Below are 14246 nucleotides of genomic sequence, written 5' to 3'. Positions count from 1 at the left end.
AAAGAGACGCGCTCGGTTTAGCCATGGGCGTGAGTGCGGAATGACTGCACGGGCAACGGTTCGTAACCGCGAGGTCACCATGAGTGTGGAAACACCGCAGAGCGACGCATACCTGCTGCATGCCGTCAGAGGGGGTGATGCCACCGCGTACGGGCAGCTCTACGAGCGTCACGTGGCCGCCGCACGCGCCCTGGCCGGGCAGCTCGTGTACGGCGAGGCGGAGGTCGAGGACGTCGTCGCCGAGTCGTTCACCAGGGTGCTCGACCACGTGGGCCGTGGCGGCGGGCCGGCGTCGGCCTTCCGCACCTACCTGCTGATCGTGGTCCGGCGCACCGTCCACGACCGCACCCGCGTGACGGGCGAGATCGAGCTGTCCGACACCGCCATGCCCGCCGACCCGGCGTCGGCCCGCCTGGAGGGGTCGCTGATCGCCCAGGCCTACCTGTCGCTGGCGGAGCGGTGGCGGGCGGTGCTGTGGCACACCGAGGTGGAGAACGCCCGGTCCGCCGACGTGGCGCCGCTGCTCGGGCTGTCGGCCAACGGGGTCTCCGCGCTGGCCTATCGGGCTCGTGAGGGGTTGCGGCAGGCGTACCTGCAGCTCTACCTGACGGGGTCGCCGCCGCCCGAGTGCAAGGCGGTGATCGGCAAGCTGGGCGCGTACGTGCGCGGCGGGCTGACCCGGCGCGACTCGCGGTCGGTGGACGAGCACGTGCGCGACTGCCCCAACTGCCACACCGTCCTGCGGGAGCTCACCGACGTCAACCGGGGGCTGCGCACGGTCATCGGGCCCCTGGTGCTGGGCGACGCGGCCGCCGGCTATCTGGAGGCTCTGTCCCGGCCCGCCCCCGCTCCCCGGCGGACGCTGGGCCGGATGCGGCGGACGCACGTCGCGGTGGCGGGCGGGGCGGCCACGGTGATGGCGGTGGCGGCGGCCTTCGCCGTGGTGTCGGGCCAGGACGTGGGAGCCCGCCCCGACGCCCACCCCCGCTCCGCCGCCGACCAGTACGACCACGTCGGCCTGTACGGCGAGAACCTCTCCCATACGGGTGCGGGCGGTACGGGCGGCTCGGGTTCGGACGGTTCCGGCGGCGACAGGTCAGGCGCGGACGGCCCAGGTTCGGATGGCTCGGGTGGAGACGGATCCGGCCCAGGCGGCTCCGTCGCGGACGGCTCTGGTGCGCAAACGCAGTCCTCCAGCGGTACGGGTTCCCAAGGCTCGAAGTCCGCCGGCCCGTCGGACGCGGCCCCCCAGAACACGGGCACGCAAGGCTCGGGGACCCCAGCCGCCGCCTCGCCGTCGGACTCCAAGGCCTCGGGCTTGCACGGCGAGGCAGGCACCGCTGACCGGCCGTCAGCGATGGGCCCGCACGGCCCGTCCCGCGCAGGCGTCCCCGAGGGCCGGCCACCCGCCCTCGTCCCACCCCACGACCCCGACGGAAGCCACACCGGCTCCCCGCCCGACCATGCCAGCGGGGACCGCACCGGTGCCTCCCCCGACGAGGCGAGCCGCGACCGTACGGGCCCGCCTGACCGAGAGCACGCGGGTTCCTCGTCCAGCGAGGCCAGCGCCGACCGCGACGGTTCCTCACCCGGCCGGCCTGCCCGAGAGCGTGCCGGTTCCTCGTCCGGCAACCCTGACCGGGATCGCGGTGGTTCCTCCTCCGGTGAGCCGAGAAGGGATCGCGGTGGTTCCTCACCCGGTGGGCCTGATCGAGGGCGTGCCGGTTCCTCGTCCGGTGACCCGGGAGAGGACCGCGGTGGTTCCTCGTCACGCATGCCTGACCGGGATCGCGGTGGTTCCTCGTCCCGTGACCCGAGAAGGGATCGCGCCGGGTCCTCGTCACGCACGCCTGATCGGGAGCGTGCCGGCTCCTCGTCCGGTGAGGCCAGAAGGGATCGCGGTGGTTCCTCGTCCGGTCGGGATCGCGATGGCTCCTCGTCCGGGGAGCCGAGGAGGGACCGCGCCCGGTCCTCCTCGGACGAGGCTGGAGGGGAACGCGCCCGCCGTCCGGAGCGCGAGCGGGTGGGGGCGTCCAGCGAGCGCAGGACGGCCCGCCTGCGCGCCTCCGTAGCGGCGATGGGCTCCCTGGTACGGGGCGAGGACGGCATCGTGGCCATGCGCGTCCGCAACATCGGCAATGCGCCGACCCGGGACATCTACGCCGCCATCGAGCTGCCTCCGGGCGTCACCCTCGTCCCCCAGACGAGCCCGATCGCGGAAACCCCATGGACCGTCCCGGGAAAGCCCGGCGCGGTCCAGTGGGTGGCGGCGGAAAGGCATGCCGCCTCCCGGCTCTCTCAGAGCTCGACAGACACGGACACCGAAGGATGGGACACCTCCGAGGTATCGCCCCGTGATGACGGCACGCTCACCCCAGGAAACGCCATCCCTATGCATACGCGCGGGGTAGCCGCCGACCTGGGCGCAGTGGGCTGGGGTGTTCTCCTCCCCGCCGCACTGCACGAACTTCCACCGGAGACGGCCGGTTCTCCTGCGGGTGGATCCGTGAGGGCGCAGGAGGGCACGGCCGAGGACCGTGGGGGCGTCGACGTAAGCGCAGGTAGAGGCGGGACTGTTCTCCCACTCGCCGTAATACGCGGGCGTTCAGCAAGTTCTCTGGCGGATGGATATGCGAGCCAGGTGCAGGAAAGCTCTGCCGTGAATCGTGAGGTCACCAACCTCGCCGGAGGTGTTCTTCTACCTGCTGCCATGCGCTGGCACGAAGGTGAGGCAGCGAGCGGATTCGCGCGTGCGCAGGAGGGCGCCGCGGATCGTGCGGGCACCGACGTGGGCGGAGGCGTCCTACCACCCGCTGCCCCGCGCGAGCCTTCACAGGAGGGGGCCGGTTCGCTGGGACGGCTGTGGGGGAGTGCCACCGGGGCTGGGGACCAGGCGGCGGTTCAGTGGGGGGACAAGGCGGAGATCGGGGACCGGGCGGCGGTCCAGTGGGTGGTGGACGAGGCGGAGGCCGAGGACCGGGCGACGGTCCAGTGGGGGGACAAGGCGGAGACCCAGGGCCGGGCAGCGGTCCAGTGGAAGGTGGACAAAGCGAAGACCGAAGACCGGGCAGCCGTTCAGTGGGTGGTGGACGAGGCGGAGACCCAGGACCGGGCGGCGGTTCAGTGGGGGGACAAGGCGGAGCTCGGGGACCGGGCGGCGGTCCAGTGGGTGGTGGGCAAAGCGAAGACCGAGGACCGGGCGACGGTCCAGTGGGGGGACAAAGCGGAGACCCACGGCCGGGCAGCGGTTCAGTGGGTGGGGGATGTGAGGGAAGGGCGGGCCGGTGGGTGGGCGTGCCGGGCCGTCAGAGGTGGGGTGCGGTGTGCCAGGGCGCCGTTGGCGGCGGGGAAGGTCGCGTCGGTGTTCCTGCGGGTGCGGGTGGCGCGGGACGCTCCGGAGGGGGAGGGGCCCAGGCTGCGGGTGGAGGCGGGCGCGCTCAGGTTGAGCGCGCGGGCGCCGGTGGGGGTGTGGGAAGGGGGAGCGCCGGCCAGGTTCGCCGCCGACGGGAAGGTGACGGTCAGGGCGGTGGGGAACGGGTTGCTGACGTGCCCGGACAAGCGTCAGGGGTGCGCGGAGCGGCCCGGGGGTGAGCACCGCGACGGCGACCTGGAGCCGCTCGACCTCGACAGGTCCCGGAAAACGAAAGCCTCCAGCGCCGCCCGGCTCGACCTGCCCCAGGGCGGCCGGATCCTCTGGGCGGGGCTCTACTGGTCGGCCACCGCCGAGGGCGCAGGGCCGATCAAGCTGAAGCCGCCCGGCAGGGGCCGCTACGTGACCGTACGGCCCAGCCGGGTCGCCTGGCAGAAACTGCCCCACGGCCCCGCCTACCAGGCGTACGCCGACGTCACAGGACTGGCGGCGAGCGCCGCCAAGAACGGTGAGTGGTGGGCGGCGGACCCGCCGATGGGCACGCGGGGTCACGCCGGCTGGAGCCTCGTGGTCGTCACCACCGACCCGGCCGCCCCGTACGGCAACGCGGTCGTCCTCGACGACACCCGGATCGTCGGCGGCGACAACCCGGCGCTGCGGCTGCCGCTCGGCGGACTGGAGCCCGCCGGCGCCCCCGCCCGGGTGGAACTGGTCGCCTGGGCAGGCGACGCCGGCCTGCGCGGCGACCGGGTGTCGCCGGGCGACGGCCGGGTCACGCCGGAGCGCGGCAACCGCGACGCAGGCAGCGGCTCGGCCGGCACGCCGGAGGGCGGCGACCGCGATGCGGGCGACGGCCCGGTCACGCCGGAAGGCGGCAATCGCGGCGCGGGCGACGGCCGGGTCAGGCCGGAGCGCGGCAGCCGCGACGCAGGCAGCGGCTCGGCCGGCACGCCGGAGGGCGGCGACCGCGATGCGGGCCACGGCCCGGTCACGCCGGAGGGCGGCAATCGCGGCGCGGGCGACGGCCGGGTCATGCCGGAGGTCCGCGACCGTGACGCGGGCGACGCCTCGGTCGGCACGACGTTCGGTGTCGATGTCGACACGGTGAGCCACGTCCTGGGGCACCGTCCCAGCTTGACGATCACAGGGAAGGAGGGCGTGGTGCTGTTCGGGGTCGTTGCGGTGAGCGTTCGTGCGCGACCGTGACGGTGACCAGGACAAACTGGTACGGTTCGCCTAACGGGTCTGGCTTAACGCCGGTCGAGGGGCGAATCGTCGGGATTCACCCTCGCGCGATCACCCGCTTTCATTACCCTGGGACAGGGCCGCCGAGTCCGGCTCTGACGGTGCAGAGCCAGCACGTCGGACCACCACGAAAGGGGCGGTGTCAGTGGATCGCTGCGCGCTGTTCGTCGACGCCGGCTATCTGCTGGCGGACGGCGCGATGGCCGTGCATGGCACCCGCCATCGCGAGTCGGTGTCGTGGGACTATCCCGGGCTGTTGCAGCTGATGTCCAGCCTGTCCCGCGAGCGCACCGGCCTGCCGCTGCTGCGCTGTTACTGGTACGAGGCCACGATCGAGGGGCGCCGCACCTCCGAGCACGACGTGCTGGCCGACATCCCCGGTCTCAAGCTCCGCCTGTCCCGCATCAGGCCCGGCCGCCGGGAGGGCGTCGACGCGCAGGTCCACCGCGACCTGATGACGCTGGCGCGCAACAACGCCATCTGCGACGCGGTCGTGGTGAGCGGCGACGAGGACCTCACCCAGGTCGTCTGCGACGCGCAGGACCTCGGCGTCCGGCTGACCGTGGTCCACATCGCCGCCGACGGGAGCTGGGCCGCCTCGCGCTCCCTGCGCCAGGAGTGCGACGACCTCATCGAGCTGGGCGCCGGTCATCTGCGGCCGTACGTGACGCTGGTGACCGGGTCGTCGGAGGCCGTCAACGGTCACCAGCCGATGAGCAACGGCCACGGCTCACACTCGCTGCCCGCCGCGCCCGCGCCGTCATCGCTGCCCCCGGCCTCCTCGACCGGCTCGCTGCCCCCGGCCCCGGCCAGCACCGGCAGCCACGCCGCCCCGCACTCCTCCGCGAGCCAGCCCCAGCCGGCGAGTCCCCCGCCCAGCCGGGCCCAGTCGCAGCCTCCGTCGCTGCCCTCGTACACCTTCCCCGCCGACCCGCCCGTGCCGCAGCAGCCGGCCGCGCCGGCGACCGGGCAGCTGCCGCAGCAGTCGCCGACCACCGGGCAGTTCTCCTCGCCGTCGAGCGCGGGCACCTATCAGCAGCTCGGGCCCTACACGGGGCCGCAGCCGGCGCCGGTGACCCAGCAGCCGGCCTCGTCCTCCTCGGGAGCCACGACGCTGGCCGACGCGGTCAAGGCGGCCCACCGCGAGGGCCACGACTTCGGCGAGTCCGTGGCCCGCGACGCGCCCGCCCTCTGGCTGGAGGCGGTGCTGGCGCGCAAGCCCCGGATGCCGTCCGACTTGGAGGCCAGGCTGCTGCAGGGGTCGTCGCTGCCGATCGACTTCCTGCTGCACGACGAGGTCCGTCACGCCCTGCGCAGGGGGTTCTGGGACGCGCTGGAGCGCGCCCGCAGCTGACCGGTCAGGTCAGGGCGTCGAAGCCGGCGCGCAGCCGGGTGACGCGGTCCGTGAGGTCGGTGAGGGGGGCCCGCAGCGCGGAGGCGTCGGACTGCTGGGCGAGCTCACGCACGCGGGACAGCTCCTCCTCGACCGCCAGCAGGCGGCGGGACAGCTCCGGCAGGACCGACGCCTGGTCGCCGGCTCCCGGCGGCAGCTCGTGGCCGAGCCGCTCGCGCAGCAGCGCCGCCTGCTCGGCCAGGCGCTTGTTCATGTTGTAGAGCTCGGCGAACACCGACACCTTGGCCCGCAGCACCCACGGGTCGAAGGGCTTGGTGAGGTAGTCGACGGCGCCCGCCGCGTAGCCGCGGAAGGCGTAGTCGGGGGCGCTGTCGACAACCGTCAGGAAGATGATCGGGATGTTTCTGGTGCGCTCGCGGCGCTTGATGTGGGCGGCCGTCTCGAAGCCGTCCATGCCGGGCATCCGCACGTCCAGCAGGATCAGCGCGAACTCGGTGTTGAGCAGCGCCTTCAGCGCCTCCTCACCCGACCTGGCGCGCACCGGCACCAGGTCGAGCGAGCTGAGGATCGCCTCCAGCGCGATGAGGTTCTCCTCCCGGTCGTCGACCAGCAGGATCTTGGCCCGGTCTGGCATCGTCACGCCCCTTCGGCCGGAGAGTCGGCGGCCCGGCCCCGGCTGAGCCACCCGCGCAGCCGCTCCAGCAGGCGGTCGACGTCGACGGGCTTGGGCACGTAGTCGGAGGCGCCGGAGGCGATGCTCTTCTCCCGGTCGCCGCGCATGACCTTGGCCGTCAGCGCGATGATCGGCAGGTCGGCGAACTGGGGCATGCGCCGGATGGCGGAGGTCGTCGCCCAGCCGTCCATCTCCGGCATCATGATGTCCATCAGCACGAGCGCGACGTCCTCGTTCCGTTCGAGCTGTTCGATCCCCTCGCGGCCGTTCTCAGCGTAGACGACCGTGGAGCCGTGTCGCTCCAGCACGCTGGTCAGCGCGAAGACGTTGCGGATGTCGTCGTCGACGATGAGGATCTTGGCGCCGCTGAGCGGGTCGTCGCCCTGCCACTGGCTGGTCTCGACGGGCGCCTCGACCAGCTCGGGCAGCGGCAGGTCGAGCGGCAGGCCGGGCGCCTCGGGGATCGTGGGCGGCTCCTCGACGGAGGCGGTCACGACCTGCTGCCCGCTGCTGCGCGGCCCCTCGGCGGCGCTGACGGCCAGCGGGCCGATGTAGGTGGCCGGCAGGTAGAGGGTGAACGTGCTGCCCTTGCCCAGCTCGCTGTCGACGTGGATCTCGCCGCCGAGCAGGCGCGCGATCGAGCGGCAGATCGACAGGCCCAGACCGGTGCCGCCGTACTTGCGGCTGGTGGTGCCGTCGGCCTGACGGAACGCCTCGAAGATGACGTCGCGCTTGTCGGGCGCTATGCCGATGCCGGTGTCGATCACCTGGAAGGCGAGCAGGTCGTGCGCGATGTGCAGCGAGTCGTCGTCGAAGTCGACGTCCGGGGAGGCCGGGACGACCCGCAGCTTCACCTCGCCCTTGGGGGTGAACTTGACCGCGTTGGACAGCAGGTTGCGCAGCACCTGCTGGAGCCGCTGCTCGTCGGCGCGCAGCTCCTGCGGCAGGTCGGGGTCGACCTCGACGCTGAACTCCAGCCCCTTGTCGGCCGCCAGCGGCCCGAACGCCGCCTCCAGCAGGTCGATCGTCTTGGGCAGCGACACCTGGGTCGGGTGGATGTCCATCCGGCCCGCCTCGACCTTGGACAGGTCGAGCATGTCGTTGATGAGCTGGAGCAGCGCCGACCCGGCCCCGTGGATGGTGCGGGCGAACTCGACCTGCTGCGGGGTCAGGTTGCCCTCGGCGTTCTCGGTCAGCAGCTTGGCCAGCACGAGCAGGCTGTTGAGCGGGGTGCGCAGCTCGTGGGACATGTTCGCGAGGAACTCGTTCTTGTAGCGCGAGGAGACGGCGAGCTGCTCGGCGCGCTCCTCCAGGGTGCGGCGGGCCTGCTCGATCTGGAAGTTCTGGATCTCGATGGCGCGGTTCTGCTTGGCCAGCAGCGCCGCCTTGTCCTCGAGCTCGGCGTTGGACCGGCGCAGCTCCTCCTGCTGGCGCTGCAGCTCGTCGGAGCGTTCCTGCAGCTCGCGGGTGAGGCGCTGGGACTCGGTCAGCAGGTCCTCGGTGCGGGAGTTGGCGATGATCGTGTTCATGGTGACGCCGATGTTCTCCACCAGCTGCGTCAGGAAGTCGAGGTGGACCTCTCCGAACGGGCTGAAGGAGGCCAGCTCCAGCACGCCGAGCACGCGGTTCTCGAACAGGATCGGCAGCACCACGATCTGCGCGGGCGTCGACTGGCTGAGGCCGCTGTCGATGGTGATGAACTTCGGCGGCACGTCGTCGAGGACGATGTGGCGGCCCTCGGCGGCGGCCTGGCCGACGATGCCCTCGCCGAAGGCGAACTTCGCCCGCGGCCCGCGGTCGGGCCGGACGCCGTAGCCGCCGATCAGCAGCAGCTCGCGCTCGTTCTCCGGATCGACCGAGTAGAAGGCGCCGTACCGTGCGGACACGAGCGGCGTCAGCTCGCTCATCGTCAGCTTGGCCACCTCGAACAGGTCGCGGTGACCCTGCATGAGCCGGGAGATGCGGGCCAGGTTGGACTTGAGCCAGTCCTGCTCCTGGTTGGCCTGGGTGGTCTCGCGGAGGTTGGCCACCATCGAGTTGATGTTGTCCTTCAGCTCCGCCAGCTCGCCCTGCGCCTCGACGGCGATCGAGCGGGTCAGGTCGCCGCGGGCCACGCCGCTGGTGACGGTGGCGATGGCGCGCACCTGGGTGGTCAGGTTGCCGGCCAGCTCGTTGACGCTCTCGGTGAGCCGCTTCCACGTGCCCTCGACGCCCTCGACCCGGGCCTGGCCGCCGAGCTGGCCCTCCGAGCCGACCTCGCGGGCCACGCGGGTGACCTCGGAGGCGAACGAGGACAGCTGGTCGACCATCCGGTTGATGGTGGTCTTCAGGGCGAGGATCTCGCCCTGGGCGTCGACGTCGATCTTGCGGGTGAGGTCGCCGTTGGCGACCGCGGTGGTCACCTCGGCGATGTTGCGGACCTGGTACGTCAGGTTGTTGGCCATGAAGTTGACGTTGTCGGTCAGGTCCTTCCAGACGCCCGACACGCCCTGGACGCGGGCCTGGCCGCCGAGCTGCCCCTGCGTGCCGACCTCTCGGGCGACGCGGGTGACCTCGTCGGCGAACGACGAGAGCTGGTCGACCATCGTGTTGAGGGTGTCCTTGAGCTGCAGGATCTCGCCCTGCGCGTCGACGGTGATCTTCTTCGACAGGTTGCCCTGGGCCACCGCCGAGGAGACCGCGGCGATCTGGCGCACCTGAGAGGTCAGGTTGTTGGCCATGGAGTTGACGTTGTCGGTGAGGTCCTTCCAGACCCCGGACACGCCGCGCACCTGGGCCTGACCGCCGAGCTGGCCCTCCGTGCCGACCTCGCGGGCCACGCGGGTCACCTCGGAGGCGAACGAGGAGAGCTGGTCGACCATGGTGTTCATGGTCGACTTGAGCTCCAGGATCTCGCCCTGGGCGTCTACGTCGATCTTGCGGGTGAGGTCGCCGTTGGCGACCGCGGTGGTCACCTGGGCGATGTTGCGGACCTGGTACGTGAGGTTCCTGGCCATGGAGTTGACGTTGTCGGTCAGGTCCTTCCAGACGCCCGACACGCCCTGCACCTCGGCCCGGCCGCCCAGCTTGCCCTCGGTGCCGACCTCTCGGGCGACGCGGGTGACCTCGTCGGCGAACGACGAGAGCTGGTCGACCATGGTGTTGAGGGTGTCCTTGAGCTGCAGGATCTCGCCCTGGGCGTCGACGGTGATCTTCTTCGACAGGTTGCCCTGGGCCACCGCCGTCGCCACGGTGGCGATGCTGCGCACCTGTGAGGTCAGGTTGTTGGCCATGAAGTTGACGTTGTCGGTGAGGTCCTTCCAGACCCCGGACACGCCGCGCACCTGGGCCTGGCCGCCGAGCTGGCCCTCGGTGCCGACCTCGCGGGCGACGCGGGTGACCTCCTCGGCGAACGCCGAGAGCTGGTCGACCATGGTGTTGACGGTGTTCTTCAGCTCGAACATCTCGCCCACCGCGTCGACCGTCACCTTGCGGCTCAGGTCGCCCTTGGCCACCGCCGTGGTCACCACGGCGATGTCGCGCACCTGCGCGGCCACGCGGGACGACATGGTGTTGACCGCCTCGGTGAGGTCGCGCCAGCTGCCGGACATGCCGCGCAGGTTGGCGCTGCCGCCCAGCCGGCCCTCCGTGCCGGCCTCCCTGGCCACCCGGGTCACCTCGGAGTTGAACAGGGCGAGCTGGTCGACCATGCCGTTGATCGCCTTGCCCAGCCGGCGCACCTCGCCGCGGGCCGAGCGGTCGAGGTCGATCCGCCGCGACAGGTCACCCTTCGCGACCGCGTCGATGACGTCGGCCGCGCCGCTCACGGGGCTCACCAGCGCGTCGATCAGCATGTTGACCGACTCCACGCTCTCCGCCCAGGCCCCCACCCCGGGGCCGGGCGTCAGCCGCTCGCCGAACCGGCCTTCCTTGACCACTTCCTTGCGCACCCGGGTCAGCTCGTTGGCGAGGTGCTCGCGGCGGTCGGCCACCTCGTTGAGCAGCAACCGCACCTCACTGAGGATGCCCGGAGGGGCATACGGGACCCGGCGCCGGAAGTCGCCGTCACGCCATGAGAACAGGGTCTCCAGGATCGGGACGAGATCCGCCTCGGTATATGTCCTCTCCTCAGGACTTGGCGCGGCCTTGGCCGTGGTCATGGGGCCTCCTTCACTCGCGGGGGACTCCGGCGAGTGATTCAAGTCTGTCACGATGAGTAGCTCGTAGTCCTGTCCTTGGATTTACCCCAAGTCAACGGGAAGTGTGGTAGGCACGAGAGGATGACTGCTTCTCCCCATGCGGTGCTAGCTGCGACGTTCGCGGCGGGCGAGTCGGCTGTGACCGACGCGATGAGGTTCACGCGCGAGGTGATGACCGCGTGGGCCACCGGCGGCATGCTCCATGTCGCCGAGCAGATCGCCGGCGATCTCGCGGGGCAGGTCGTGGACGAGCCTTTCGAGATGCTCTGGCGACACCTGGGCGGCTCCGTCCAGGTGGAGGTGAAGCAGCGGAACACCTCACATGGTGATCAGAAAGCTCCCTCCGTCCATGTCGACGAGTGGGGGATCACCTTCTCGGGTGATTCCCGTGTCCATTGGGCCAGACTCACGCTACCTGGCGCGCACGACAGCTCGGGAGCCGTCGAGTGGCAGCGGCAGAGCGGGCGCGGGCCCCACTGGCTCGGATTCCTCGCTGACGCCAGCGACCTGCTCGCCGGCACCCTCGACCCCGACATGGTCCCCGCCATCATCGCCCAGGTCGTGGTGCCGCGGCTGAGCAGCTGGTGCGCCGTCTACACCGCCGACGCCGCCTCCTCGCCGCTCCGCCTCGTCTACCTGTGGCACGCCGACGAGGCCAGGATCGACGGGCTGCGCGAGCAGCTCAGCGATCTGGACGTCGGCGCCGTCGGCACCCGGATGAGCTCCACCTTCCACCTGGGCGACAACGAGGTGCTCGCGGTCCCGCTCAGCGCCCGCGGCCGAGGTCTCGGCGTGATGTGCCTGGGCCGGCCCGACCGGTTCCCCGACGAGGCCATCCAGCTCGCCGAGGACATCGGCAGGCGCGCCGCGCTGGCCGCCGACAACGCCCGCGTCTACGCCCAGCAGGCCGCCGCCAACCGCGCCCTGCAGCGCAGCCTCCTGCCGCCCAACGAGCCCGAGGTGCCCGGCCTCGACTACGGCGTGGTGTACGAGCCCGCCGGCGAGGTCAACGAGGTGGGCGGCGACTTCTACGACGTGTTCAAGGCCGGCGACGACTCGTGGCGCTTCGCCATCGGCGACGTCTGCGGCACCGGCCCGGAAGCGGCCGCGGTCACCGGCCTGGCCCGCCACACGCTCCGCCTGCTGGCCCGCGAGGGCTACGGGGTCGCGGCCGTGCTCGGCAGGCTCAACCAGGCCATCCTCGAAGAGGGCGAGCGGGCCCGCTTCCTGACCCTGCTGCACGGCGACATCACCCCGGCCGACGACGGCCTGGAGGTCCGGCTGGTCTCGGCGGGCCACCCCGAGGCGCTGCGGCTCAAGCCCAGCGGCGTCGTGGAGTCGATCACCACCCCGCAGTCGCTGCTGGGCGTCTTCCCCGAGGTGGTCTTCGAGGTCGACGTCGTCCACCTCGACCCCGGCGACGTGCTGCTGGCGGTCACCGACGGCGTCACCGAGCGACGCTCGGGCGGCCGGCTGCTCGACGACGAGGGCGGGCTGGCCAAGATGCTGGCCGAGTGCGCGGGGCTGTCGGCCAAGGCGGTGGCGGAGCGCATCCGCCGGGGCGCGGCCGACTTCGCCACCGAGCCCAGCGCCGACGACCTGGCGATCCTGGTGCTGCGCGCCCGCTAGCGCCGGCCCAGGTGCTTGCGGGCGAAGTCGAGCTGCAGCGCCGTCTGCGCGATCCGCTCCGCGACCACCAGGTTGCTCCGTACGGCGTCGTAGGTGTAGACCTCGTGCTCGTGGCCGTGCCGTTCGAGCTGGGCCACGTACTTCTGGATCTGGCGCGGCGGGCAGCGGGTGTCGTTCTCGCCGGCCAGGATCAGCACGGGGCTCTTCACCTGGTCGACGTAGGTGATGGGGGAGCTGGCCGCGTAGCGCTCCGGCTGCTCCTCCGGGGAGCCGCCGAGCAGCGCGCGGTGGTAGGCGCGCAGGCTCTCGGCCTCGTCCTCGTACGACGTCCGGTGGCAGGCGATGGGCACGGCGGCGATGCCGGCGGCCCACAGGCCGGGCTGCGTGCCGAGGCCGAGCAGCGTGAGGTAGCCGCCCCAGGCGGTGCCCGCCAGCACGAGCCGGTCGGGGTCGGCGATGCCGGCCTCGACCACGGCGGTGCGCACCGCGTTCACGTCGGCCAGCTCGATCTGGCCGACGTCGCCGTGCAGCGCGTCGCGCCAGGCCGAGCCGTAGCCGGTCGAGCCGCGGTAGTTGACCCGGACGACCGCGAAACCGGCGTCCACCCAGGCCGCCACCTCGGGGGAGAAGGCGTCCCTGTCGTGGCTCGTCGGGCCGCTGTGCAGCAGGAAGACCGCGGGGAACGGGGCGGCGCCGTTCTCCGGGCGGGAGACCAGGGCGTGGATGCGCCCGCCCGGCCCCTCGGCGTCCAGGTCCTCCAGGGGGACGCTCGGTGGCGCGGCCGGGCCGCCGGGGTTGAGCACGACCTGGCCGCTGGTCGAGCGGATGACCGGCGGGCGCGAGGCGCTGGACCAGGAGTACTCCACGTGGCCGCCGGGGCGCGGGCGCGCCTCCTCGATGACGCCCTGCGGTGTCTCGATGAGCGTCAGCCCGCCGCCCGCCAGGTCGTAGCGGAGGAGGTGGCTGCGGGCCCGGTGACCGCGCTGGATGAGCAGGCCGCGGCCGTCGTGGTACCACTCGGCCGTCATCTCGCCGTCGTCCTTCAGCCAGATCTCCCGGCGCGCGCCCGTCACCGGGTTCCAGACCAGCGGCTCCTGGCGGCGGCGGCGTTCGTGCAGGGCGAGCAGGCGGGAGTCGCCCGGCGCCGGGGCGAAGCTGAGCCCGACGACGCCCATGCCGGGGCCGTCGTACAGCTCGCCGACCACCTGGCCGGACTGGCGCACGACGCGCAGCGCGGGGTGGCGGAAGTCGCCGTACTCGCCGTGGTTGATCGCGATCAGCTCGCCGTCCATCGACATGCCGGCCGCCCAGGCGGCCTCGCCGTGCTCGTACAGCATCTTGACGTGCTCGCCGTCGCGCACCAGGTGGATGCGGAACGTGCCCTCGCTGGCCAGGCTGATCGCGGCCAGGCCGGTGGACGAGAGCGCGATGCCGGCCGGCTGGCCGGGCGGCGCTCCCAGAGCGACGGGCTGGTCGGGGCCGCCGAAGAAGGGCTGGCGCCGCCAGATGCCGAACTCGTCGCCGTCCGTGTCGTCGAACCAGTAGATCCACTGGCCGGCGGGGTCGATCGCGGCGTGGGCGGTGCCCAGAGGCCGGTCGGTGACCTGGCGGGTGGCGCCGCTCGCGCGGTCCCAGGCGTAGACCTCCCATGTGCCGGTGGCGTTGGAGCGGTAGATCGAGCGGTTCGGGGCCAGGGGGGCGTAGGACGGCAGCGACATGCGCGACGCGCGGAACCTGGCCTGCCAGCGTTCCTCGGCCTTCATCCGCCGCGCTCCCCTCCCATGGGCGCCCCTCGCC

The 14246-nt window shown here is 72.2% G+C and carries 6 protein-coding genes; 3 read left to right on the top strand and 3 right to left on the bottom strand.

All coding sequences use genetic code 11. The features are described from left to right. The first annotated feature begins 79 nt into the window (after positions 1-79). Both ACZ6YG_RS37065 and ACZ6YG_RS37060 read left to right on the top strand, forming a co-directional pair. Positions 80-4576, top strand: coding sequence for a zf-HC2 domain-containing protein (locus tag ACZ6YG_RS37065; protein ID WP_466020548.1), 4497 nt, complete (start codon positions 80-82; stop codon positions 4574-4576). A 184-nt stretch (positions 4577-4760) separates the two neighbouring features. After that, on the top strand, positions 4761-5969 hold the full coding sequence (locus ACZ6YG_RS37060; RefSeq protein WP_148037229.1) for an NYN domain-containing protein: 1209 nt from the start codon (positions 4761-4763) through the stop codon (positions 5967-5969). 4 nt (positions 5970-5973) lie between these two features. Here the strand turns inward: ACZ6YG_RS37060 and ACZ6YG_RS37055 are convergent, their stop codons facing one another. Both ACZ6YG_RS37055 and ACZ6YG_RS37050 read right to left on the bottom strand, forming a co-directional pair. Further along, the gene (locus ACZ6YG_RS37055; protein WP_148037228.1) at positions 5974-6603 is read right to left on the bottom strand and encodes a response regulator; all 630 of its coding nucleotides are present in this window, start codon (positions 6601-6603) and stop codon (positions 5974-5976) included. Positions 6604-6605: 2 nt separating this feature from the next. Further along, the gene (locus tag ACZ6YG_RS37050) at positions 6606-10781 is read right to left on the bottom strand and encodes a HAMP domain-containing protein (protein ID WP_148036233.1); all 4176 of its coding nucleotides are present in this window, start codon (positions 10779-10781) and stop codon (positions 6606-6608) included. 177 nt (positions 10782-10958) lie between these two features. On the opposite strand from ACZ6YG_RS37050, the gene ACZ6YG_RS37045 reads away from it, so the two are divergent. Beyond that, positions 10959-12449 (top strand): PP2C family protein-serine/threonine phosphatase, encoded by a 1491-nt coding sequence (locus ACZ6YG_RS37045; RefSeq protein ID WP_466020547.1) that lies wholly within the window; start codon positions 10959-10961, stop codon positions 12447-12449. On the opposite strand, the gene ACZ6YG_RS37040 is transcribed toward ACZ6YG_RS37045, so the two are convergent. Further along, on the bottom strand, positions 12446-14212 hold the full coding sequence (locus ACZ6YG_RS37040) for a prolyl oligopeptidase family serine peptidase (RefSeq protein WP_271279593.1): 1767 nt from the start codon (positions 14210-14212) through the stop codon (positions 12446-12448). The genes ACZ6YG_RS37045 and ACZ6YG_RS37040 overlap by 4 nt on opposite strands. Positions 14213-14246: the final 34 nt, after the last annotated feature.

The sequence above is a fragment of the Nonomuraea sp. NPDC054003 genome (genome assembly GCF_055585125.1).
Note: the sequence above shows the minus strand (reverse complement) of the source record. Positions and strands in the feature narration are given on the sequence as shown.

Excerpts from the sequence above, each read along its gene's own strand:
- ACZ6YG_RS37065 (WP_466020548.1), top strand. The coding sequence starts at position 80 with ATGAGTGTGGAAACACCGCAGAGCGACGCATACCTGCTGCATGCCGTC.
- ACZ6YG_RS37040 (WP_271279593.1), bottom strand. The coding sequence starts at position 14,212 with ATGAAGGCCGAGGAACGCTGGCAGGCCAGGTTCCGCGCGTCGCGCATG.
- ACZ6YG_RS37055 (WP_148037228.1), bottom strand. The coding sequence starts at position 6,603 with ATGCCAGACCGGGCCAAGATCCTGCTGGTCGACGACCGGGAGGAGAAC.
- ACZ6YG_RS37050 (WP_148036233.1), bottom strand. The coding sequence starts at position 10,781 with ATGACCACGGCCAAGGCCGCGCCAAGTCCTGAGGAGAGGACATATACC.